22 protein-coding genes and 1 tRNA gene are annotated in these 23,307 nt (G+C 65.3%); 10 read left to right on the forward strand and 13 right to left on the reverse strand.

What is annotated here, in order from left to right; genetic code table 11:
• Positions 1-446 precede the first annotated feature (446 nt).
• Genes ampD through ACIGJG_RS15110 form a run of 5 tightly spaced genes read right to left on the reverse strand, consistent with a single transcriptional unit; the run spans position 447 to position 5,972 of the window.
• Complete coding sequence (gene ampD, locus ACIGJG_RS15090) at positions 447-1,058, reverse strand: 1,6-anhydro-N-acetylmuramyl-L-alanine amidase AmpD (protein ID WP_011299087.1); 612 nt, start codon at positions 1,056-1,058, stop codon at positions 447-449.
• Entirely contained in the window at positions 1,055-2,644 is a 1,590-nt protein-coding gene (locus tag ACIGJG_RS15095) for a sigma-54-dependent transcriptional regulator (protein WP_483672499.1), read from the reverse strand. Before ACIGJG_RS15095 ends, ampD begins: the two co-directional genes overlap by 4 nt.
• A 4-nt stretch (positions 2,645-2,648) precedes the next feature.
• Positions 2,649-4,766, reverse strand: a complete 2,118-nt coding sequence (locus ACIGJG_RS15100) for a sensor histidine kinase (protein WP_011299089.1) — start codon at positions 4,764-4,766, stop codon at positions 2,649-2,651.
• Entirely contained in the window at positions 4,763-5,017 is a 255-nt protein-coding gene (locus ACIGJG_RS15105; protein WP_011299090.1) for a PP0621 family protein, read from the reverse strand. Before ACIGJG_RS15105 ends, ACIGJG_RS15100 begins: the two co-directional genes overlap by 4 nt.
• Positions 5,018-5,024: 7 nt before the next feature.
• A complete protein-coding gene (locus ACIGJG_RS15110) occupies positions 5,025-5,972 on the reverse strand; it encodes a cytochrome C assembly family protein (protein ID WP_483672501.1) in 948 nt (315 codons plus the stop codon).
• 93 nt (positions 5,973-6,065) lie between these two features.
• On the opposite strand from ACIGJG_RS15110, the gene ffh reads away from it, so the two are divergent.
• Together ffh and ACIGJG_RS15120 are read left to right on the forward strand one after the other, a co-directional pair.
• Positions 6,066-7,454, forward strand: coding sequence for a signal recognition particle protein (ffh, locus tag ACIGJG_RS15115; RefSeq protein ID WP_011299092.1), 1,389 nt, complete (start codon positions 6,066-6,068; stop codon positions 7,452-7,454).
• A gap of 58 nt (positions 7,455-7,512) precedes the next feature.
• Positions 7,513-8,055, forward strand: a complete 543-nt coding sequence (locus ACIGJG_RS15120; RefSeq protein WP_011299093.1) for a hypoxanthine-guanine phosphoribosyltransferase — start codon at positions 7,513-7,515, stop codon at positions 8,053-8,055.
• 7 nt (positions 8,056-8,062) lie between these two features.
• Here ACIGJG_RS15120 and ACIGJG_RS15125 read toward each other — a convergent pair whose 3' ends face one another.
• The 4 genes from ACIGJG_RS15125 to ACIGJG_RS15140 form a co-directional block, all read right to left on the reverse strand.
• Positions 8,063-8,689: a LysE family translocator gene (locus tag ACIGJG_RS15125; RefSeq protein ID WP_140952262.1), complete on the reverse strand. Its 627-nt coding sequence runs from the start codon at positions 8,687-8,689 to the stop codon at positions 8,063-8,065.
• Positions 8,690-8,809: 120 nt separating this feature from the next.
• Positions 8,810-9,658, reverse strand: coding sequence for a 2OG-Fe(II) oxygenase (locus tag ACIGJG_RS15130; protein ID WP_011299095.1), 849 nt, complete (start codon positions 9,656-9,658; stop codon positions 8,810-8,812).
• Entirely contained in the window at positions 9,655-10,380 is a 726-nt protein-coding gene (locus tag ACIGJG_RS15135; protein ID WP_011299096.1) for a lytic transglycosylase domain-containing protein, read from the reverse strand. The genes ACIGJG_RS15130 and ACIGJG_RS15135 overlap by 4 nt, the downstream gene beginning before the upstream one ends.
• A 4-nt stretch (positions 10,381-10,384) precedes the next feature.
• On the reverse strand, positions 10,385-12,106 hold the full coding sequence (locus tag ACIGJG_RS15140) for a proline--tRNA ligase (protein ID WP_011299097.1): 1,722 nt from the start codon (positions 12,104-12,106) through the stop codon (positions 10,385-10,387).
• A 194-nt stretch (positions 12,107-12,300) separates the two neighbouring features.
• Here ACIGJG_RS15140 and ACIGJG_RS15145 point away from each other — a divergent pair, with 194 nt between their 5' ends.
• Both ACIGJG_RS15145 and ACIGJG_RS15150 read left to right on the forward strand, forming a co-directional pair.
• Positions 12,301-12,996, forward strand: coding sequence for an RNA pyrophosphohydrolase (locus tag ACIGJG_RS15145; protein WP_011299098.1), 696 nt, complete (start codon positions 12,301-12,303; stop codon positions 12,994-12,996).
• A complete protein-coding gene (locus tag ACIGJG_RS15150) occupies positions 12,996-13,577 on the forward strand; it encodes a CNP1-like family protein (RefSeq protein ID WP_011299099.1) in 582 nt (193 codons plus the stop codon). Before ACIGJG_RS15145 ends, ACIGJG_RS15150 begins: the two co-directional genes overlap by 1 nt.
• Positions 13,578-13,648: 71 nt before the next feature.
• On the opposite strand, the gene proB is transcribed toward ACIGJG_RS15150, so the two are convergent.
• From proB to rplU, 4 genes are all read right to left on the reverse strand, one after another.
• Positions 13,649-14,767 carry a glutamate 5-kinase gene (gene proB / locus ACIGJG_RS15155; protein ID WP_011299100.1) on the reverse strand — a complete coding sequence of 373 codons (1,119 nt, stop codon included), beginning with the start codon at positions 14,765-14,767 and terminating at the stop codon, positions 13,649-13,651.
• An 85-nt stretch (positions 14,768-14,852) separates the two neighbouring features.
• Positions 14,853-15,950, reverse strand: coding sequence for a GTPase ObgE (obgE, locus tag ACIGJG_RS15160; RefSeq protein ID WP_011299101.1), 1,098 nt, complete (start codon positions 15,948-15,950; stop codon positions 14,853-14,855).
• 122 nt (positions 15,951-16,072) lie between these two features.
• On the reverse strand, positions 16,073-16,333 hold the full coding sequence (gene rpmA / locus ACIGJG_RS15165) for a 50S ribosomal protein L27 (RefSeq protein ID WP_011299102.1): 261 nt from the start codon (positions 16,331-16,333) through the stop codon (positions 16,073-16,075).
• A 39-nt stretch (positions 16,334-16,372) separates the two neighbouring features.
• Positions 16,373-16,684, reverse strand: coding sequence for a 50S ribosomal protein L21 (gene rplU, locus ACIGJG_RS15170; RefSeq protein WP_011299103.1), 312 nt, complete (start codon positions 16,682-16,684; stop codon positions 16,373-16,375).
• A 494-nt stretch (positions 16,685-17,178) separates the two neighbouring features.
• Here rplU and ispB point away from each other — a divergent pair, with 494 nt between their 5' ends.
• From ispB to coaE, 6 genes are all read left to right on the forward strand, one after another.
• On the forward strand, positions 17,179-18,108 hold the full coding sequence (ispB, locus tag ACIGJG_RS15175; protein ID WP_049796430.1) for an octaprenyl diphosphate synthase: 930 nt from the start codon (positions 17,179-17,181) through the stop codon (positions 18,106-18,108).
• A gap of 107 nt (positions 18,109-18,215) precedes the next feature.
• Positions 18,216-18,292 (forward strand) — tRNA-Pro (locus ACIGJG_RS15180).
• Between the two features lie 299 nt (positions 18,293-18,591).
• The gene (gene pilB / locus ACIGJG_RS15185) at positions 18,592-20,331 is read left to right on the forward strand and encodes a type IV-A pilus assembly ATPase PilB (protein WP_041680065.1); all 1,740 of its coding nucleotides are present in this window, start codon (positions 18,592-18,594) and stop codon (positions 20,329-20,331) included.
• Positions 20,332-20,366: 35 nt separating this feature from the next.
• A complete protein-coding gene (locus ACIGJG_RS15190) occupies positions 20,367-21,641 on the forward strand; it encodes a type II secretion system F family protein (RefSeq protein ID WP_011299106.1) in 1,275 nt (424 codons plus the stop codon).
• A 3-nt stretch (positions 21,642-21,644) separates the two neighbouring features.
• Positions 21,645-22,532 (forward strand): prepilin peptidase, encoded by an 888-nt coding sequence (locus ACIGJG_RS15195; RefSeq protein ID WP_011299107.1) that lies wholly within the window; start codon positions 21,645-21,647, stop codon positions 22,530-22,532.
• Positions 22,533-22,600: 68 nt separating this feature from the next.
• Positions 22,601-23,227 carry a dephospho-CoA kinase gene (coaE, locus tag ACIGJG_RS15200; protein WP_140953486.1) on the forward strand — a complete coding sequence of 209 codons (627 nt, stop codon included), beginning with the start codon at positions 22,601-22,603 and terminating at the stop codon, positions 23,225-23,227.
• The last annotated feature ends 80 nt before the right edge of the window (positions 23,228-23,307 follow it).

A 23,307-nucleotide genomic window follows, 5' to 3' on the forward strand; every position in this document is an offset into this window, starting at 1 on the left:
GAAAGCGTCCTGCCGGACCTGAAGAACGGCTGAACTGACTGCTTTTTGCTACACATTTCGCCAGGGACTCTTGTGATGCGCCGGCCCCACATCAGGGTTTCAACCACTATCGCCACGTCTGCGACAGCTCCCTCATGGTTGGGCCAGCTCCCCGGATGAACTACTAGATATAGTGGTCGCTGCGGAAAACTGGGCTAAGTATAGTGAAACAAAACCGAAAGACCAGTCTTGACAAGCGTGGTTGCGACACCCGGATGACAAGTGCGGCAGCGCCACATTCCCGGGAACCGCGCTACGACAAGGGATCGCGCCAAGCCGTTCGCAAGCGCACATTTTTTGGAAATTTTTTTTATCCGTGTGGCGCGCCTGATAGCCCCACACCACCCTGGGGAATTGGCATGTGACACCGCGCCGACATGGTGCTGTGGCGGCTGCCCGACAGCACCTTAGTTGTGCGAGGGGCGGTAGGGTAACAGGTTTTGCGGAACCCCGGCGAGACCGGCAAAACGGTCCCAGTCGAAGTGCGGTCCGGGGTCGGTCTTGCGGCCCGGAGCGATGTCGCTATGGCCTGCAACCGCCCGCACTGGCAGGGTGGCGCGCAGGGCCTTCACCAGCGTGGAGGTGGTGGTGTACTGGGCGGCGGTGAATGGCAAGTCGTCAGTGCCTTCGATCTCGATGCCGACCGAGAAGTCATTGCAACGGCTGCGGCCGAAGAAATCAGACTGACCGGCATGCCAGGCGCGCTTGGTGCACGGGACGAACTGCACGAGTTCACCATCGCGCCGCACCAGGAAGTGCGCCGATACCTGCACCTGATGGATCGTCGCGAAGAACGGGTGGCGGTCGGGGTCGAGCCGGTTCTGGAAGAAGGCCTCGATATCACCGCTGCCGAACTGGCCCGGCGGCAGGCTGATGTTATGGAGCACCACCAGGTCCACCGGCATGCCGGCGGGCCGCTCGTCGAAGTTGGGCGACGGCACGCGGCGCGCGGCCGGAACCCAGCCTTCGGCGTCGGGCAGGAAACTGGCCGGGATGGGACCTGCAGCCGGAGCCGTCATGCCGCGCCCTCCCCTTCCTCGCGTTCATCGCGCCCGTCGCGGATACCGAGTTGCTGGATGCGGTAGCGCAACTGGCGCAGGTTCAGCCCCAGCAGCGGCGCGGCAGCGGTGCGATTGAAGCCGGTCTGGGCCAGCGCCTGCAGGATGATCTCGCGCTCCACGTCTTCCAGCCGGGCTGGCAGATCGATCGGGAACGTGACGCCACGGCAAGCGCGTTCGGCGGTATCAGGCAGGTCGGCCGGCACGACGATGGCCTCGGACTCTGGCGCGGTGGCGGCCTGTGGCGTGGGCTCGGGTGCCGGAGCGGGCTCCGCTGGCGCCAGGCCGCCGGCCCATGGCGTGTACGGCGTAAGCGGCGACGGCGCGGGACGCAGCGCCGCGTGCTCCATATTGGCGTCGAGCGGCCCCAGGTCTTCCACCTGGATATCCTCGGCCTCGGCAAACGCGTAGGCGCGTTCGAGCAGGTTTTCCAGTTCGCGGACGTTGCCCGGAAACGGATACGCCACCAGCCGCTCCAGCGCGGCCTGCGACAGCCGGCGCGGGCGCGGGTCGCTGTAACGCACGGCCAGGTGTTCGAGGATGGCGCGGGCCAGTACGGGAATGTCCTCGGCGCGCTCGCGCAGCGTCGGCATGCGCAACCCCAGCACATTGAGGCGGTAATACAAGTCCTGCCGGAACTGGCCGGTCGAGACCATCGCGGCCAGGTCCTTGTGGCTCGCGCACATCACGCGCACATCGACGGCATCTTCGCGGCTCGCGCCGATCTTGCGCACGCGGCGCTCCTGCAGCGCGCGCAGCAGCTTGACCTGCATGGCGAGCGGCAGGTCGGCCACCTCGTCGAGCAGCAGCGTGCCGCCGTTGGCAGCCTGGAAGAAGCCGCCGCGCTCGGCGTCGGCGCCGGTGAACGCGCCTTTGACGTGTCCGAAGAACTCGGACTCCATCAGGTTTTCCGGGATGGCGCCACAGTTCACCGCCACGAACGGGTGCGCGGCACGCGTGCTGGTGGCGTGGATGGCACGCGCGGCGCGTTCCTTGCCGCTGCCCGACTCGCCGCTGATCACCACCGGTGCCATGCTGCGCGCGAGCCGCGACAGCGAACGGCGCACCTCCTGCATGGCCGCCGAGTGGCCGGGCAACAGCGCAGCGGCACGGTCTGCAGCCAGGGCGGCTTCCGCGGCGGCTGCGTTGTCCTGGTCTTCGCGTTGCTGGCGCCCAAGCGCATTCATCACGAGGCTGCGCAACTGGTCCAGCGACACCGGCTTGGCAATGTAGTCGAACGCACCGGCCTTGAGCGCTTCGACGGCGTTGTCGGCACTCCCGTACGCGGTGATGACGGCCACCGGCACACGTTCCGGCGCGGCCGCAAGCTGGCGCACTATCTCGATACCGAGGCCGTCGCCAAGGCGCATATCGGTCAGCACCAGGCTGTAGCGTTGCTGTACGAGCTTCTCGCGCGCTTCGGCCAGCGAGCCGGCCAGCACCACGTCATGCCCCATGCGGCGGATGGAAATGTCCAGCAGCTCGCGCAAGTCTGCCTCGTCGTCGATGACGAGGATGGGATCGAGGCCAGGCGTTCTGGGTGGCATGGAGCTACGTATCGGAGGCGGAGTTTCGGTGGACAAGCGGATCGGCGCCTCGGGCCGGCGCCGCATCGCCGGTGTCGATGCGCAGCGTCAGCACGAAGGCCTTGGCAGGCAGTGTATCGCGCGGCGCAGCCAGCAGTCCGGTGCGCGCGAGCAGGTCGTCGAGTGCGATGGTGCCGTAGCGGACCTGCGCGTCATTAGCGCCGCATAGCTCGCGCGCCATGAACAGGCCGAGCCCGGTGCCCTGTGCATTGCTGGTAAAGAACGGCTCGAACAGGCTGCGCTGGTGCTCGCGCGGAATCTCCGTGCCGTCGTTCCAGACGATCAGCTCGGCATGGTGCTGGTCCAGCGCATGCGCGAGCAGGCGGATGGCGCCCGGCAGGCGGCTGCAATAGCGCCATGCGTTGTCGAGCAGGTTCCCAAGCACCTGCTGGAGCTGCGAGGTATCGAAGACAACCTGCTGCGGCACGTCTACCGTGAGCCGGATGGCATTCGCATTGATCTCGCCGCGTCCGGGCTGGCGCGTGTCACCGCCGCGCGGCACGCGCAAGCGCATTTCCAGGCGCCAGCGGTCGACGATCTCGGGCAGCGCCTGCGCCAGGTGCACGGTGCTGCGGCCCGTGCGCGGGCGGCGCGAGATCTGCAGCACGTCTGACACGACCTGGTCGAGCCGGCGCACATTGTCATGGATGATGCGCAGCAGGCGCGCATCGACATCGGACTCCACGCCGCCGCCGCTGCCCATGCTGGCGCCGTCGCCGAGTAGTTCGCTGGCCTGGCTGATCGCGGCCAGCGGGTTGCGGATCTGGTGCGCAACGCTGGCCACCAGCCGGCCCATGGCGGCGAGCTTTTCCTGCTGGACCTGTTCGGCGATGCGTTCCCAGCTCTCGATGTGGACCAGCACGGTGTCGCGCATCTCGCTGCGCAGCAGCGCCTCGTCGTCGGGCGTCCAGGCCATGGCTTCCTGCTGGGCAATGGCCAGGCGCAGGCGCGCGGCGGCTTCGGGCGTCAGTTCGTTCCAGGCGGCCGTGTCGAGGTTCGATGGCATCGTCGAGGTGCTTGCCACGGTGGCACGCAACCCGGCCAGCCCCGGCAGCACGAAACGCAGGCGCAGCCGCGTGTGCAGCGTGCCGCCGGCGGGCGGCGCCGGACGCGAGACGATGGGCAGCAGTTGCAGGATGCGGGGCACATCGTCCTTGCTGCGCAGCCAGTCCCGCAGCATTTCCATGAGCGGCTGCAGGCGCGGAATGCGGCGCAGGTCGAACAGCGCGGCCTGGCCACCTTCGTCGCCCTCGCCTTCGCGGCCGCGGCGCGAATAGACGCGCTCATGCGGCTGCACGCCCAGCAGCACCACGGCGGCCGGGTTGGCGGCCACGACCATGCCATTGGCGCGCACCAGCATCACGCCATCCTGCATGTCGTTGACCATCAGCCGGTTGACTAGCTGCTGCAGGCGCAGCTCCTGCTCGCGCGCGAGCGCGATCTTTTCCTGCGCGACCTGCCGGTAGGCCAGCATATACATCAGCAGCGCCGCGATCATGAACACCAGCCCGTACAGGCCCGAGCCGAGCAGGCCGGCATCGGCCTGGCGCAGCAGGATGGTCTGCATGAACGGGTGCGCCATGATCACCAGCGCCGAGAGCGAGGCGGCAAACAGCGCGAACAGCAGGCTGGTGAGCGCGCCGGCTTCCAGCGCCGGCAGCAGGAAGATCATCGCCAGGCCATCGGCATGGCCGTTGCGGCCGAGCATCTCGTAGATCAGGCCAAGCATGGCCAGATCGGCCAGCACCTGCAGCCGCACGCGCAAATGGAAACGCCTGCGCCACAACGTGCCCGCCAGCATGGCGAGCGCGATGCCAAGGTAAGGGATGGCCAGTTGCATGGCCGCCGTCGTGTGGGCGGGCAAGGTGAGCTGGAACGGCAGCACGAGCGACACGCCGTGCGTATCCGCGCCTCGCTGCATGATGGTGAAGGCCAGCAACAGCAGGCCCACGGCCACGCGGGTCCAGCAGAAATAGCGCAGCAGGCGCCAGTGGAAATCAGGCGGCTCGGGCGCTCGCCACAGTTGGGCAAAGCCGAGCCACGGGGCGTGCCGGGCGGTGATCGTCGGCCGCGCCGTGCTCATGCGCGGTCGCCGCTGTCGTCGGGCAAGTGGCTGCGCCGGCAGTAATGCAGGCCGCGCCAGGCAATGGCCTCGCTCTTCGGCAGGTGCACGCCGCAATGGGCGCACTGGACCATGGTCTCGGCGTGGTCGTCACGCGGTGCAGGCGTCGGGCGAGCCGCGCGGGAAGTCTGCTCGCGCTGCGCTTCGGCGCGCGAGCGCAGCCACCAGAACACCCCCAGCACCACGGCCAGCAGAATGAAGATTCTTGCCATGGCGGTCTCAGAGCCGGTGCAGGATCACTTCAATCACGAAGCGGCTGCCGACGTAGGCCAGCAGCAGGATGCCGAACGAGGCAATGACCCAGCGCAGCGCCACGCGGCCGCGCCAGCCGCGGAAGTGCCGCCCGGCCAGGATGCCGCCGAACATCGCCCACGAAATCAGCGCGAACACGGTCTTGTGGTCGAGCCGGAACGCGCGGCCGAATAGTTCCTCCGAGAACAACAGGCCGGAGGCGATGGTCAGCGTCAGCAGCACAAAGCCGGCGCCGATGAGCCGGAACAGCAGCTTTTCAAGCGTCAGCAGCGGCGGCAGCAGGTCCAGCCAGCGACCCAGCCACTCGTTGGCCGGCGCCTTGGCCGTGCCATTGCCCGGACGCGCGGGTGTGTGCTTGAAGCCGTGCAGGCGGCGCTCGGCCATCAGCATCAGGAACGCGTGGAACGCCGCTAGCGTGAACAAGCCATAGGCGACGTTGGCGATGATGAAATGCAGCTTGAACAGCGGCTGCGCGGCATAGCCCAGGATCTGCGCGCCCGGAAAGGCCAGCGGCATCAGGCTGGCGACGAGAGCCACCGGGATCACGATCAGTCCCAAGCCGGCCAGCGAGAAGAAGAAGCTTTCGATCCAGTAGATTCCCACGCCGAGCCACAGCATGGCCGAGAGGGCGAAGGCGAAGCCGAACATCATGCGGTCGGCCGGGAAGATGGTTTCATGCAGCAGCATGCCGTGGCTGGTCAGCACGGCCGCCATCAGCAGGTGCCACCAGCCCGGCTGCGCCTCGCCGCGTCCTCCCGCGACGCCCGCAGGGCCGCCGTTGGCCGTCAGTACAGCCGACGCCGCGCCGCCAGCGGGGCCACCGGCGGCGGCGAGCCGGGGATTGCGCGTCACCCAGCCGTGGAAGGCCAGGCCGCAATAGAGAAGTGCCGTCAGGGCATACAGTACAATGACCATTTGCGCAGTTTACCTTAGTGCCTCCTGCCAGTGGCGGGCGGCTAACGCGGTAACAAAGGCCGCAACACAGCCCTTTCTTCCCCCATTCCTGCCATGCTGGACAATCTCACTCAACGCCTGGCGCGGGTCGTCAAGACCATGCGCGGCGAGGCCCGCCTGACCGAGGCCAATACCGCCGAAATGCTGCGCGAAGTGCGCCTGGCCATGCTCGAGGCCGACGTGGCGCTCCCGGTCGTCCGCGACTTCATTGCCCGCGTCAAGGAAAAGGCGATGGGCGAGGACGTCGTCTCGAGCCTGACCCCGGGCCAGGCCCTGGTCGGCGTGGTGCAGCGCGAGCTGACCACGGTGATCGGCGGCGAGGAAGCCATCTCCGGCAAGGGTGCGGAGCTGAACCTGGCCGTGCAGCCCCCCGCCATCATCCTGATGGCAGGCCTGCAGGGCGCCGGCAAGACCACCACCGTCGGCAAGCTGGCCAAGTGGCTTAAAGAGAACAAGAAGAAGAAAGTGCTGACGGTCTCGTGCGACGTGTACCGTCCGGCAGCTATCGCCCAGCTGAAGACGGTGTCCGAACAGGTCGGCGCCGAATTCTTCCCGTCCCAGCCCGACCAGAAGCCGGTCGACATCGCCCGCGCGGCGGTGGACTGGGCGCGCAAGCATTACCACGACGTGCTGATCGTCGATACGGCGGGCCGTCTCGGTATCGACGAGGCGATGATGCAGGAAATCGCCGCGCTGCACGCCGAGCTGAAGCCGGCCGAAACGCTGTTCGTGGTCGACGCCATGCTCGGCCAGGACGCGGTCAACACGGCCAAGGCCTTCAACGACACCCTGCCGCTGACGGGCGTGGTGCTGACCAAGCTGGACGGCGATGCGCGCGGCGGTGCCGCGCTGTCGGTGCGCCATGTCACTGGCCGGCCGATCAAGTTCGTCGGCGTCGGCGAAAAGCTCGACGGCCTGGAGCCGTTCTACCCCGACCGCATGGCCCAGCGTATTCTGGGCATGGGCGACATCCTCGCACTGGTCGAGGAAGCCCAGCGCGGCGTGGACATGGACGCCGCCGAGAAGCTGGCCAAGAAGATCAAGAAGACTGGCGGCTTCGACCTGGAAGACTTCAAGGCCCAGATCGGCCAGATGAAGAAGATGGGCGGCCTCGGCAGCCTGGTCGACAAGCTGCCCGCGCAGTTCGCGCAGCAGGCCCAGGGCGCCAATATGGATCAGGCGGAAAAGCAGGTGCGCCGCATGGAAGGCATCATCAACAGCATGACTGCCGCCGAGCGCGCCAAGCCCGAGCTGATCAAGGCCAGCCGCAAGCGCCGCATTGCCGCGGGCGCGGGCGTGCCGGTGCAGGAAGTGAACCGCCTGCTGAACCAGTTCGACCAGATGCAAGGCATGATGAAGAAGCTCAAGGGCGGCGGCATGATGAAGATGATGCGCCAGATGGGTGCAATGAAGGGCGGCATGAAGGGCCTTTTCAACCGCTGATCGGCGCCGCGCTCCCTACCTGCCCTACCCCGCAAGAGACAAGAACAGGAAAGACATCATGATGACCGCTGAACAGGCCCGCGAACTGTGGGCCAACTCCGAGGAAATCGTCAGCGCCCAGGAAGTCCAGGCATCGCTGGACCGCATGGCGAAAGACATCACCGCGAAGATGGGCGATGCCTTCCCGCTGGTGCTGTCTGTGATGGGCGGCGCGGTGGTGTTCACCGGCATGCTGCTGCCCAAGCTGCAGTTCCCGCTGGAATTCGACTACATCCACCTGTCCCGCTACAACAACAAGACCGTGGGCGGCGAGATGCAATGGCGCGTGGCGCCGCGTGAATCCGTCAGGGATCGCGTGGTGCTGGTGCTCGACGATATCCTCGACGAAGGCGAGACCATGGCGGCCATCCGCCAGCGCATCATGGATATGGGCGCCAAGGAATTCCACGCCGCGGTGCTGTGCGAGAAAACGCTGACCAAGCTCAAGCCGATGCATCCGGATTTCTGCGGCTTCCAGGTGCCGGACCGGTATGTGTTTGGTTGCGGGATGGACGCGAAGGGATACTGGCGGAATCTGGGGACGATTCGGGCGCTGATGTAAGCGCCCGTCAGCCGGCGTGGTGTGCCCCCAGAATCGGCCACAGCGACGCCAGCAGCAGCAACGCCATCCCCACATTGAACACGCGCAGCACGCGCGGCTGCGACAGCCAGCGGCGCAGGGCCGAGCCAAACACGGCCCACATCGCCACGCTCGGCAGGTTGATAACGGCGAAGATGCCCGCCATCAACGCCACGTTCAGCCACACATTGCCGTGCAGCACATAGGTGCTGCACGCGCCTACCGCCATCACCCAAGCCTTTGGGTTGACCCACTGGAACGCGGCCGCCTGCAGGAAACCCATCGGGCGCGCGACCTGTCGATCCTGCAGGCCGCCTGAGGTAGCAAGCTTCCATGCGAGCCAGACCAGATAAGCGCCGGCCGCGATCCGAAGCACCTGCCACGTCCATGGCCAGTGCGAGAACATCGAGCCAAGCCCAAGACCTACCAGCGCGACCATCAGCGAAAAGCCGCTACTGATGCCTAGCAGATGCGGAATCGTCCGCGTGAATCCGAAATTCACGCCGGAGGCGAGCACCATGGTGTTATTGGGACCGGGCGTGATCGACGACACCAGGGCGAATGCAGAAAACGCGAGAAAGACGCCAGAACCAGCGACAAGATCGGGGAAAGCCATGGCACGCAACCGCTGAATATGGGGGATTGCTGCCAGTCTAGTCACAGCTAACAGTACAGTACCGGTACAGTTTCGCGAAATTCTTCCGTGACGGCAGTGCGCCGTACAGCGGGCCGGTCGTTATGCGCCTGCGCGATATGGGTGCTCACGCAGCCACTTGGTAGCGATCCATTTTTCGCCCGATTGCACCGGCAGGCCGGCGTGCAACGTACGTTCGTCGAGCTTGCCGTCGGGTTGCAGATAACTGAAGTACACAGCGTTGCCCTTGACCGGCGCCACTTCCAGGCCGATGCGCGGGAACGCCGTTGCGCCGCCCGCCTGCGGCGTGTTCAGGTAGATCACGAGCGTCGCAGTGCGCTGGCCGCCTACGCGGAGCTGGCGTGCCTCGCCGGGGCGCTTCGGATTGAAGAAATCGAAATGCGGCTGGTATTCCCCGCCCGGCTTGTAGTTGAGGATCTGCAAGCCTTCCCCATGGTCGACGGGTACGCCGAGCACGGCGGCGATGCGGTCTTCGATGCGCTGGATCAGCGTGTGCTCGCCCACCTGGAACATGGCACCCATGCTGGTGCGCGCATCGATCAGGTTTTCGTCGCCAGTATCCGGGTTGATCACCGGCGAACGCGCAAGGCGTCCGCGTGCGAGTTCGACCAGCGCATCGCACTCGGCATCGCTCAACAAGTGTTGGTACAGACGGATGCTCGGCGACTGCAGGGAAAACAGCACGGGAACTTCGCGCCGGGCGAGACGTGGCGCGGGTTGAGTAGCCGACGCATCGGGACGACGATGGCCCATTGCCGTGGCCACGGCGCTGCGCGCGAACGCGGCGTCATAGCCAGACCGCAGCATGGAAAGCACAAGCGATTCGGCGCCAAAGCCCTCGGAAATATGCCGCGCCAGCCAGCGCTCAAGCTCGGGCGACGAGGTGGCATAGCCCGGATTGCCCACGGCCGGACGCGTGTCGACAGTCATGACGGATTGGCCAGGCGCTGCGGCGAGAACGGGTTACGCGCGGGCGCCTCGGGCAGCAGCTTGCGCGGACGGGTCGGCGCGTTCTCCGGGTCGCCCGCGACGGTAACCGTGGCTTCCGAATACTGCCAGCGCTTCCACGCGGCCAGCACCGCGTTCGGGTATTCAGGACGGCCGCGGCTGCCGTTGTAGCGGCCGAGCGCCAGGAACAGGTCGCCCTGCTCGCGGTCCAGGTAGTGGCGCAGGATGGTGCAGCCGTAGCGCAGGTTGCTCTGCAGGTGGAACAGCTTGCGCGGGTCGTTGTCGCCGATCGTGCGGACCCAGAAGGGCATCACTTGCATCAGACCGCGCGCGCCGACCGAGCTGATCGCGTACTTGCGGAAGTTGCTTTCGACCTGCACCAGGCCCAGCACCAGCGAGGGTTCGAGCCCGGCGCGCTTGGCTTCGTAGTACGCGGCTTCGATCAGCTCCACGCGCATCTGCGGCTCGGGGATGCGGCCTTCGAGCCGATGCGACATTTCGCCGAGCCACTTGAGGTAGGCCAGCCGTTCGCCGCCGGTGGCAAAGACCGGCCGCACCGGGCGCGAGTCGGCAATGGCCGCAGCCAGCGCGCCGCGCACCGAATCGGCCAGATCTTCTTCCTTTTGCGCGCCAGCCTGCGCGGCAGTGGCGGCAAAGGCCAGCAGCAGGCTGCCGGCCGTGCGAACCAGACGGGCCGCGCGCATGGGCTTACTTGCCGATCTGGCCGCGTACGTGGCCGACCACGTCGGCCACGGCCACTTGCGTCGCCTGCGCGTCGCGGCGGCCCTGGTATTCGACCTTGCCTTCCTTCAGGCCACGGTCGCCCACCACCACGCGGTGCGGCACGCCGATCAGTTCCCAGTCGGCGAACATCACGCCGGGGCGCTCGCCACGGTCGTCAATGATGACGTCCACGCCGGCAGCCAGCAGCTCGGCGTGGATGCGGTCAGCCTCGGCCTTGACGGCTTCGGAGCGGTCATAGCCGACCGGGCACACCACGACCTCGAACGGGGCAATGGCGGCGGGCCAGATGATGCCGCGCTCGTCGAAGTTCTGCTCGATGGCGGCGCCGAGGATACGGGTCACGCCGATACCGTAGCAGCCCATCTGCATCGGCTGGGTCTTGCCGTTCTCGTCGAGGAAGGTCGCGTTCATCGACTCGGAATAACGCGTGCCGAGCATGAACACGTGGCCCACTTCGATGCCGCGGCAGATTTCCAGCGTGCCCTTGCCGTCCGGCGAGGCGTCCCCGGCCACCACGTTGCGCAGGTCGGCAACGATCGGCTCGGGCAGGTCACGGCCCCAGTTGACGCCGGTGAAGTGGTAGTCGCGATAGTTCGCGCCGCAGCAGAAGTCGCTCATGTTGGCGACGGTGCGGTCGGCCACGACCTTGACCGGCTTCTTCATGTCGATCGGGCCCAGGTAGCCCGGGGGCGAACCGAACGCGTCGACGATCTCGTTTTCGGTGGCGAAGCGGAAGTCAGCCAGGCCCGGCACCTTCGAAGCCTTGACCTCGTTCAGCTCGTGGTCGGCGCGGATCAGCAGCAGCCAGATCTCTGCGCCGGCCTCGGTGTCCTTGGCCAGCACGATCGACTTGACGTTGCGTTCGAGCGGGATCCCCAGGAACTCGGCCACTTGCTCGCACTTGACCTTTTCCGGAGTAAAGGTCTTTTCCAGCGCCTGGGTCGGCGCGGCACGCTCGGCCACCAGCGGCAGCGCCTCGGCGGCTTCCATGTTGGCGGCGTAGTCGGACGTCGGGCAGTAGACGATGGCGTCTTCGCCGGTGTCGGCAATCACGTGGAATTCGTGCGAGCCCGAACCGCCGATGGCGCCGTTGTCGGCCGCCACGGCGCGGAATTCCAGGCCGAAGCGCTGGAAGATGCGCACGTACGCGTCGTACATATTCTCGTACGACTTCTTCAGGCCCTCGGCGTCACGGTCGAACGAGTACGCATCCTTCATCGTGAATTCGCGGCCGCGCATGATGCCGAAGCGAGGACGGCGCTCGTCGCGGAACTTGGTCTGGATCTGGTAGAAATTGACCGGCAGCTGCTTGTAGCTGCGGATTTCGCTGCGCGCAATGTCCGTCACGACTTCCTCGGAGGTCGGTTGCACGGCGAAGTCGCGCTCGTGGCGATCCTTCAGGCGCAGCAGCTCCGGGCCCATCTTGTCCCAGCGGCCGGTTTCCTGCCACAGCTCGGCCGGCTGGATCACGGGCATCGACAGTTCCACGGCGCCGGCGCGGTTCATTTCCTCGCGGACGATGTTTTCCACCTTGCGGATCACGCGCAGGCCCACCGGCATGTAGTTGTAGATGCCGGCGCCGAGCTTCTTGATCATGCCCGCGCGCATCATGAGCTTGTGCGACACGATTTCCGCGTCGGCGGGGGCTTCCTTCAGGGTGGAAATGAAAAATTGCGAGGCTTTCATCCGAATGTCTTCTCTGGAAACCGGTAAATCCCGGTGAATTGGCGGCAGCCATGCCGCGCATAATCGACTGGAACGCGCCGGCAACTGCCTGAAACTGCCCTTCCCGCTCGGGGAAAACCAGCAGCACCCCGCCTGAGCCGGGCCGCGCGCATCCTTTATAATCGACATAATTCTAAAGGATTCGAGGTGCAGTCATGCTCGATCGTGAAGGCTTTCGCCCGAACGTCGGCATCATCCTCATCAACGCACGAAACGAGGTTTTCTGGGGCAAGCGAATCGGCGAGCATTCCTGGCAGTTTCCGCAAGGCGGCATCAAGTACGGCGAAACGCCCGAACAGGCCATGTATCGCGAACTGCATGAGGAGATCGGCCTGCTACCGGAGCACGTCAGGATCGTCGGTCGCACGCGCGACTGGTTGCGCTATGAGGTGCCGGACAAGTTCATCCGCCGCGAGATCCGCGGCCATTACAGGGGCCAGAAGCAGATATGGTTCCTGCTGCGCATGGCAGGCAGGGACTGTGACGTACACCTGCGCGCCACGGAGCATCCCGAGTTCGATGCCTGGCGGTGGAGCGACTACTGGGTGCCGCTGGAGGCAGTCATCGAGTTCAAGCGCGACGTGTACCAGCTTGCACTGACAGAGCTGTCGCGCTTCCTGAACCGCAATCCGCGCGTGCCGCTGAGCCCGTACGGCGTGCATCACGGCCGCCATGGCAGCGGGCAGCGGTATGCGCAGCAGCCCGGCCAGCCGCCCACGCTGGCGCAGCGCCGGCCGCTGCAGCCCGTCACGCAGGTCGCGCCTGTTGCACCGGCAGCGGAAGCGGTGCAGGCAGTGGAAAGCGATGCAGTTTTGCCGGCTACGCCGGCCCCCAACCCGACGGAGTCCTGATGAATCGTGTTACCGGCCTGGGCCGCCGCGGCGGCCTGACCGCTGCTGGCCTGTTGCTTGCCGCCGCCTGCCTGGCACTGGCAGGCTGCAAGACCACCGGCAAGGAAATGCCCGAAGAAGAATCCAAGTGGATCAATCCGTTCGAGCCCAAGACCTTCAAGGAAGAAGAGGCCATTCTGCCAGCGCTGCCGCAGGATGCGAACCTGATTCCGTTCTCGGTCAACGGCACCGGCAATCTCACGTTCGAGGTGGACGGCAAGTCGGTGTCGGTCGGCAACGACAAGGTGGTGCGGTTCACGGTGGTGATCAGCAGCTCGACGGGTGCGCGCAACGTGAATTACGAAGGCCTGCGCTGCGACGCCTTCGAGCGGCGGATCTACGCGACGCTCCCGGCAGGTGCCAAGGAATGGGAAGTGAACCGCGGCGAGTCTCGCGACAGCTGGATCCGCATGCAGACTTCGGCGCGCAACGCCTATGCGGCGACGCTGGCGACGGATTTCTTCTGCGAAGGCCGCACCGTGGCCGGTACGCCGGAGAAAATGGTCCGCGACCTGAAGGACAGCGCACCGCACCGTCGCTGAATGCCAGCCGGCTGAATGCAGAAAGGGCGATGCCTCGGCGTCGCCCTTTTCTTTTGCGGCGTGATGCCGGCTCAGACCAGCACGAGGTTGTCCCGGTGGATCAGTTCGGGTTCGTTCAGGTGGCCGAGCACCGACTCGATCTCCGACGACGGCTTGCGCGCAATCAGGCGGGCCTCGGCGCTCGAATAGTTGGTGATGCCGCGCGCCACTTCGCGCCCGTCCGCGCCGACACAGGCAATTACCTCGCCGCGCGCGAACTCGCCCTGCACTTCGACCACGCCGATCGGCAGCAGTGACTTGCCGCCGCTGGTCAGCTTTTCGACGGCGCCGGCGTCGATGACCACGCGGCCGCGCAGCTGCAAGTGATCTGCCATCCACTGTTTGCGCGCGGTCAGGCGGCCGGTCGGCGCCAGCAGTTGCGTGCCAATGGCCTCACCGGCTGCCAGGCGTTCGAGCACGTTGGCCTCACGGCCAGACGCAATGGTCGTGTGCGCGCCTGACTTGGCCGCGCGCTTGGCCGCGAGGATCTTGGTCAGCATGCCGCCCCGGCCGATCGATGTACCGGCGCCGCCCGCCATCTGCTCCAGCTCGGGCGTGCCGGCCAGCGCCTCGTCGACGAACTCGGCATTCGGGTCCTTGCGCGGATCAGCGGTGTAGAGCCCACGCTGGTCGGTCAGGATGACCAGCGCATCGCCTTCGATCAGGTTGGTGACCAGCGCGCCAAGCGTGTCGTTGTCGCCGAACTTGATTTCGTCGGTAACCACGGTGTCGTTCTCGTTGATGATCGGCACGACGCCGAGAGACAGCAGCGTGAGCAGCGTGGAACGTGCGTTCAGGTAGCGTTCGCGGTCGGCCAGATCGGCGTGGGTCAGCAGCACCTGCGCGGTGCGGATGCCATAGCGGCCGAACTGGCTTTCGTAGACCTGCGCCAGGCCCATCTGGCCAACGGCGGCGGCGGCTTGCAGTTCGTGGATTTCACGCGGTCGGCGTACCCAGCCCAGGCGTTGCATGCCCTCGGCAATGGCGCCGGAACTAACCAGCACCACTTCCTTGCCGATCGAACGCAGCTTTGCGATCTGCGCCGCCCAGCGCGCAATGGCGTCGTAGTCCAATCCCTTGCCGTCGTTGGTGACCAGGCTGGAGCCAACCTTGACGACGATACGTTTTGCCTGGGCAATGACCGATTGCATGGCGAGAAATCCTGTCTCCGGGGGGCTTTTCTGGCATCCCCAATGGTGATCCCTCGCCCCGCATGGGCGAGGGAGAAAAGCTGGCTTACTGCTCGTGACCGTCGTGGTCGACGTTATGCAGGCGCTCGTCGAGGCGGATATCGGGCTCGGCCAGCGCTGCGGCCTCTTCAGCCTTGAGCGCTGCCAGGTGGTCCTTGATCGCGTAGATCAACTCGCGGCAGCCGTCGCCGGTCAGCGCGGAGATCTGGAACACCGGGCCCTTCCACTTGTAGCGCTTGATGAAGTCCTTCACGCGCGTGGCGCGCTCTTCCTCGGGCACTACGTCGAGCTTGTTCAGCACGAGCCAGCGCGGCTTGTCGTAGAGCGTTTCGTCGTACTTCTTGAGCTCGTTGACGATGGCCTTGGCTTCCGCCACGGGATCCACGGCTTCATCAAACGGCGCGAGGTCAACGATGTGCAGCAACAGGCCCGTACGCTGCAGATGGCGCAGGAACTGGTGGCCGAGGCCAGCGCCTTCGGCCGCGCCTTCGATCAGGCCCGGAATGTCGGCCACCACGAAAGACTGCTCATGGTCGACGCGCACCACACCCAGGTTCGGGTGCAGCGTGGTGAACGGGTAGTCCGCCACCTTCGGCCGCGCGTTCGAGATGTGCGAGATGAACGTCGACTTGCCGGCGTTGGGCATGCCCAGCAGGCCGACGTCGGCCAGCACCTTGAGTTCGAGCTTGAGCATGCGGCGCTCGCCCGGCTTGCCGTCAACCTGTTGGCGCGGCGCGCGGTTGGTACTGGACTTGAAATGCAGGTTGCCCCAGCCACCCATGCCGCCTTCGGCCAGGCAGACCTTCTGGCCGTGCTCGGTCAGGTCGGCGATCAGCTCGCCGGTGTCCATGTCGGTGATCAGCGTACCGACCGGCATGCGCAACGTGACGTCGTCGCCGGCCGCACCGTAGCAGTCGGAGCCACGGCCGTTTTCACCGTTGCGCGCCACGTGCTTCTTCGCGTAGCGGAAGTCGATCAGCGTATTGATGTTGCGGTCCGCCACGGCGAACACGCTGCCACCCCGGCCGCCGTCGCCGCCATCCGGACCACCGAAGGGCACAAACTTCTCGCGCCGGAACGAGGCGCTGCCATTGCCGCCGTTGCCGGCGATGGCTTCGATTCGGGCTTCGTCGATGAACTTCATGATGGGTTTCCGTGATGGAGCCAGGTGACCGGGCGGGTGACTGGCATTGACTATTTATATTGTCGCCAGAAACAAAAAAGCCCCGCAAGCGTTGCGGGGCCTTCGTGCTGCAAAGGCTGTTATCAGGCCGCCGGGACGACGCTGACGTGCTGCTTCTTGGCAGGGCCCTTGACGGCGAATTGCACGTGGCCGTCGACCAGTGCAAACAGGGTGTGGTCCTTGCCCACGCCCACGTTGTCACCGGCGTGCACGCGGGTGCCGCGTTGGCGGATGATGATGCCGCCGGCGTTGATGGCCTGGCCACCAAACACCTTCACGCCCAGACGCTTCGATTCGGAATCACGGCCGTTCCGCGTGGAACCGCCGCCTTTTTTCTGTGCCATGTCTTACTCCTGTCGCTTTACCGGGTTACGTTCGAATGATCAGGCGTTGATCGCTTCGATGCGCAGCTCGGTGTAATTCTGACGATGGCCCTGACGCTTCTGGTAGTGCTTGCGACGGCGCATCTTGAAGATCTTCACCTTGTCGTGACGACCTTGGGAGATAACGGTAGCCTTGACGGAAGCCCCGCTAACCAGCGGCGTACCAAACTTGATTTGGTCGCCGGCGCCCACTGCGAGCACCTGGTCGAGCGTGATTTCTGCGCCAATGTCTGCCGGTATCTGTTCTACTTTAAGTTTTTCGCCAGCAGCAACCTTGTATTGCTTGCCGCCGGTTTTTACGACCGCGTACATTGTCGAACCTCTCGGATGTGAATAAAACGCCGATGACCTGCACCAGAGCGCTTGCGCGCCCCGCATTTGGGCGCTTGCGCGCATGGTGAGGCCCGGTTATCTCCCACCGGTCAGCAGCCGCAAAACGGGCAAAGCAACCGGAGGAAACCGCGTATTGTAAACGAGGCTACGGAAAAACGCAAAGAAAACAGGCACATAGCCTGTCCGGCGACGCCTTGCGCACTTCTGCGCCCACGAGGATCAGGTCAGATCGGCCAGCAGAAAGCCCGCCAGTGCGGCAAACGCCACCCACCAGGCCGTGCGGCGGACATTGCGGCGGGACATGGGCTTGTTCATGTCCGAATTATAGTCCGCCGCTACCCGCATCCCCCGAACGGGGACAGCCATTGGCGTGAACCACGTTCGCATCGCATATAATCGTCCGGTTTTGCGTAACGGTGATCATCTTGACCCAGCCTTCCGCCACTGCCTTGCTTGCCCCGGTCGCTGCAGACATGCGCGCGGTCGATGCGGTCATCCGTCAACGGCTGTCTTCTGAAGTTCCACTGATCGAACAGATCGGCGAATACATCATCAGTGCCGGCGGCAAGCGCCTGCGCCCGGTGATCCTGCTGATGTCGGCACGCGCGTTTGGCTACGACGGCAACCGCCACCATGAGCTCGCAGCCGTCGTCGAGTTCATCCACACCGCCACGCTGCTGCATGACGATGTGGTCGATGAATCCGAACTGCGCCGCGGCCGCGAGACCGCCAACGCGGTGTTCGGCAACGCCGCCAGCGTGCTGGTCGGCGACTTCCTTTATTCGCGCGCATTCCAGATGATGGTCGATGCGGGCAGCATGCGAATCATGGAGATTCTGTCCAACGCGACCAACGTGATCGCCGAAGGCGAAGTGCTGCAGCTGCTGAACATGCACGATCCCGACGTCACGATCGAACGCTACCTGCAAGTGATCCGCTACAAGACGGCCAAGCTGTTCGAGGCCTCCGCCCAGCTTGGCGCGGTGCTGGCCGGTGCGGACGCCGCCATGGAAGAAGCCGCCGCCGAGTACGGCCGCCGTATCGGCACCGCGTTCCAGCTCATCGATGACATGCTCGACTACACCGCGAGTGCCGAGCAGATGGGCAAGAACGCCGGCGACGACCTTCGCGAAGGCAAGCCGACGCTGCCGCTGCTGCACCTGCTCGAGTACGGCACGCCGGAGCAGCGCGTGCTGGCGCGCGAAGCGATCGTGCAAGGCGGCACCGAGCATTTCGACGCAGTGTTCTCGGCCATCCATGCGAGCGGCGCGCTCGATGTCACGTTCGAAGCGGCACGCCGCGAAGCCGAAGCCGCCGAGAAGGCTGCGCAGCAGTTCCCGGCGTCCGACTGGAAAGACACGCTGATCGCGCTGTGCGAGTTCTCGCTGCAGCGGCAATCCTGAAATTGCCGCCAGCCTCTTCCCTTCCGGAAGAAACGCTGTTAAAGTTACGTTCTTTGCTGCTGACGCTAACGTGTTAGCAACAAAGCAGAGTATTAGCAACAGAATTTCGGGGTGTAGCTTAGCCTGGTAGAGCGCTACGTTCGGGACGTAGAGGCCGGAGGTTCGAATCCTCTCACCCCGACCAGAATTCATGGCCATGCAGTACTGGGCCAGCAAGAAGCCGCACAGCAATGTGCGGCTTTTTTGTTTTCTGCGTCGCCTTCTTCGCGAGCCTTCTCGCGGCACCGATATTCCGCCCATCAGCCGCTACTGCGCTGCCGCGCCCGCTCCCCGCGCAAGTAGGGTTGCGCCCGTGTCGCACAAATGCCGACACCGTCCATTTGTCGCCTTTACAAAAAGTGACCCCGGCGGCAAACTGCGCCGATCCGGGGCCCATGGCCCCGACCGGCGCCTCCGGGCGCAATGCACTACCTGGTCCCTGCCATGACACTTGGTCTCGCCCTTGCACAGAGCCGTCGTATCGCCCCCGCGCTGCTCGCCCAACTTGAGCAGTCGGCACGCGAAAAGCAGACGCAGCTGATCGACGAGATCGTTGGCACCGGCACCATGACCGCGCACGACGTCGCACTGTTCGCCGCCGACAAGTATCAGCTTCCACTGCTCGATCTCAGCCAGTACAACATGAACAAGGTGCCGTCCGCGCTGGCCGGCAACCGCGAATTCCACGCGCACCGCCTGCTGCCGCTGGGGCGGCGCGAGAACCGCCTTGTCGTGGCCATGTCGGACCCGTCCAACCAGGCGGGACTCGACGCCATCAAGCAGAAGTACAACCTGCCGCTCGACACCGTGGTGGTGGAGCACGACAAGCTGATGAAGCATGTGCGTTCCGCCGGCGAAGCGCTGGGCACGCTCAAGGACGTTGCGCCCGGCACGCCCACTGAGCGCAAGATGATCGAATACGATCCGGTCGCCGCCGCCGCGCAGCGGCCCCGCACGGGCGCCACCAACGACATCGACGATGCGCCGGTCGTGCGCTTCCTGCAGAAGCTGCTGACCGAAGCCTTCCACCGCGGCGCGTCGGACTTGCACTTCGAGCCGTTCGAGACCTTCTACCGCATCCGCTTCCGCGTGGACGGCGTGCTGCACGAGGTCGCGCGGCCGCCGCTCGATATTCGCGACAAGATCGCCACGCGCATCAAGGTGCTGTCGCGCCTGGACATTTCTGAAAAGCGCGTGCCGCAGGACGGCCGCATGAAGCTGCTGATCGCGCTGCCCAAGGACAAGGACAAGGACGGCAAGGACAAGGAAACCGTCGAGAAGGCGGTGGACTTCCGCGTGTCGACGCTGCCCACGCTCTTCGGCGAGAAGATCGTGATGCGTATCCTGGAATCATCGTCCGACAAGCTCGATATCGACCAGCTCGGCTACGAGCCCGAACAGAAGGCGCTGCTGCTGGAAACCATCAAGCGGCCCTACGGCATGATCCTGGTGACCGGGCCGACCGGCAGCGGCAAGACCGTGTCGCTCTATACGTTCCTGAACCTGCTGAACCAGGGCGATATCAATATCTCGACCGCTGAGGACCCGGCTGAAATCCAGCTGCCCGGCATCAACCAGGTCAACGTCAACGACAAAGCCGGCCTGACCTTTGCCGCGGCGCTGCGTTCGTTCCTGCGGCAGGATCCGGACATCATCATGGTCGGCGAAATCCGCGACCTGGAAACCGCCGATATCTCGATCAAGGCCGCGCAGACAGGCCACCTGGTGCTGTCGACGCTGCACACCAACGATGCGCCGACCACGCTCACGCGACTGATGAACATGGGCGTGGCGCCGTTCAACATCGCATCGAGCGTGCTGCTGATCACGGCGCAGCGCCTGGCGCGGCGGCTGTGCACCTGCAAGAAGCCCGGCACGATCCCGCGCGAAGCGCTGCTCGACGCCGGGTTCAAGGAACCGCAGCTCGACGGTAGCTGGCAGCCGTACCATCCGGTCGGCTGCGAGCGCTGCAATGGCAGCGGCTACAAGGGACGCTGCGGCATCTACCAGGTTATGCCGATCACCGAGGCGATGCAGCAGATCATCCTGTCGCACGGTACGGCGCTGCAGATTGCCGAGCAGGCGCGGCGCGACGGCGTGCTATCGTTGCGGGAAGCTGGCCTGCTCAAGGTCAAGCAAGGGGTCACGTCACTCGAAGAAGTGCTGGCCACCACCAATTCATAAAACTACAGACAAAACATTCATGTCGGGGGTCGATCATGGCAACGCGCGCACCAGCTGCGAGCGCACGGGCGGCAGTGCCGCCACGCGCGAAGGCAGGACGAGCAGGACGTAAAGCACCCACGCAGTACATCTTCGAGTGGGAAGGCAAGGACCGCAAAGGCAAGACGTTCACCGGGGAACAGCGGGCCGAAAACCAGGCCGAGGTCACGGCGGCGCTGCGCAAGCAGGGCCTCACGGTGGTCAAGCTCAAGAAGCGCAAGGCCGCGCGCGGCAAGAAGATCACCGAGAAGGACATCGCGTATTTCACGCGCCAGCTTTCGACCATGCTGAAGGCTGGCATTCCGCTGCTGCAGTCGATCGACATCATCGCGCGCGGGCACGCCAATCCGAACTTCACGCAGCTGCTGTCCGACATCCGCTTCGACATCGAATCCGGCAGCAGCATGGCGGCGGCGTTCCGACGCCATCCGCGCTACTTCGACACGCTGTACTGCAACCTGATCGACGCCGGCGAGCAGGGCGGTATTCTCGACTCCCTGCTCGAGCGCCTGTCGCTCTACATGGAAAAGACCATCGCGCTGAAGAGCCAGATCAAGTCCGCGATGATCTACCCGATCGCGGTGCTGACCGTGGCCTTTGCCGTGACGGTGATCCTGATGCTGTTCGTGATCCCGGCGTTCAAGGGCGTGTTCTCGAGCTTCGGCGCGAACCTGCCGGCGCCGACGCTGGTCGTGATCGCCATCTCGGACTTCTTCGTCGCGTACTGGTACATCGTCATCGGCATACCGGTGGGGGCAATCGCGTTCTATTTACGGGCCTTGAAGAAATCCGAGAAGGTCCAGCGCACCACGGACCGCATAATGCTGAAGCTGCCCATTTTCGGCAGCCTCTTCCGCAAGGCCGTGATCGCGCGCTGGACGCGTACGCTCGCCACCATGTTCGCGGCGGGTACGCCGCTGGTGGAATCGATGGAATCCGTGGCCGGCGCGGCGGGCAACTGGGTCTACTACGACGCCACGCGCGAGATCGAACAGTCCGTGCGCATCGGTACCAGCCTGACCAACGCCATGCAAGCCACGCACGTGTTCGACAACATGGTGCTGCAGATGACGCAGATCGGCGAGGAATCGGGCGCGCTGGACAATATGCTCATCAAGGTGGCGGAGTTCTACGAGCGCGAGGTCGATGACGCCGTGGCGGCCATTTCGAGCCTGATCGAGCCGCTCATCATCGTGGTGCTGGGCGTGCTCATCGGCGGTATGGTGGTGGCAATGTACCTGCCGATCTTCAAGCTGGGACAGGTGGTGTAATTGATGAATCCGGCATTCCCCGCCGGCGGCGCCTTTGCGCTGCCGGCGCTGGCGGCACTGCCGCCGTCGTTCCTGGTGGCGGCAGCCGCCGTGCTCGGCCTGCTGGTCGGCAGCTTCCTGAACGTGGTGATCCACCGGCTGCCGCGCATGATGGAACACGACGAGGCCAACTACATCGCCGAAGTGCGCAGCGACCCGCTGCCCTACCCCGACCGCTACAACCTGATGGTGCCGCGCTCGGCCTGCCCCCACTGCGGCCATGCGATCGCGGCCTGGGAGAATATTCCGGTTATCAGCTACCTGTTCCTGCGCGGACGCTGCTCGTCATGCAAGGCACCGATCGGCATGCGCTATCCGCTAGTGGAGCTGGCGACCGGCGTGCTCAGCGCGCTGGCCGCTTGGCACTTCGGCGCGACCTGGCAGGGCGTGGCCGCGCTGGTGCTGCTGTGGGCGCTGATGGCACTGACGATGATCGACGCCGATACGCAGTTGCTGCCCGACCAGATCACGCTGCCGCTGGTGTGGCTGGGCCTGCTGCTGAACCTGGCCGGGCTGTTCGTGCCGATCGCCGATGCCGTGATCGGCGCCGTGGCCGGCTACCTGCTGCTGTGGAGCGCCTACTGGCTGTTCAAGCTCGTGCGCGGCAAGGAAGGCATGGGCTACGGCGATTTCAAGCTGATGGCCGCGCTGGGCGCCTGGTTCGGCTGGCAGGCCTTGCCGTCGCTGGTGCTGCTGTCGTCGGTGGTCGGCGTGGTGTTCGGCGTCGCCAATATCGCGCTGCGCCGCCAGGGACGGGACACGCCGTTCCCGTTCGGCCCATTCATTGCGGGCGCCGGCGGGCTGGTGCTGTTCTTCGGCCCGGGTGTGCTGCCGCTGCTATTCATGCCGTAAGCGGCGCCAGAGGACCGGAGAAGCGCCAAGCTGGTATCGTTTGGGGCATTGCACCCACGGAACCTGACATGCTGGAGATCGGACTGACTGGCGGTATCGGCAGCGGCAAGACCCGCGTAGCCGACATGTTCGCCGCGCGCGGCGCCGCCATCATCGACACTGACCTGCTGGCCCACGAGATCACTGCCCCGGGCGGGCAGGCCATCCCCGCGCTGGTCGAGGCCTTCGGCCCGCAGTGCCTGCGCCCCGACGGCGCCATGGACCGCGATGCCATGCGCGCGGTGGTCTTTGCGGACCCGGCCGCCAAGGCACGGCTCGAAGGCATCACCCATCCGCTGATCCGCGAACTGACCACGTCACGCGCCGCCGAGATCGCGCACGCCCGTGAGCATCCCTATCTGATCTACGTAGTGCCGCTGCTGGTTGAATCGGGCGCATGGCTCGATCGCGTGGGGCGCGTGCTGGTCGTGGACTGCAGCGAGGACACGCAGATCGCCCGTGTCATGTCGCGCAACGGCTTCAGCCGCGAGCAGGTGCTGGCCATCATGGCTAAGCAGGCAACGCGTGCACAGCGCCTGGCAGTCGCCCATGACGTGATCGACAACGATGGGCCGGTTGAGGCACTGACGGCACAGGTGGATCAGCTTGATCGCACCTATCGTGCACTGTCCGCCGCCGGCGTCACGCAAGCGTGAGCCGGAGCACGACCGGGCACCGGACCACTCCAGAACACGGCGCACCGTTCACATTGCATTGTCCTCTCAGCCCGTCTCGC

The sequence above is a fragment of the Cupriavidus sp. C1SS-2L genome (assembly GCF_057073735.1).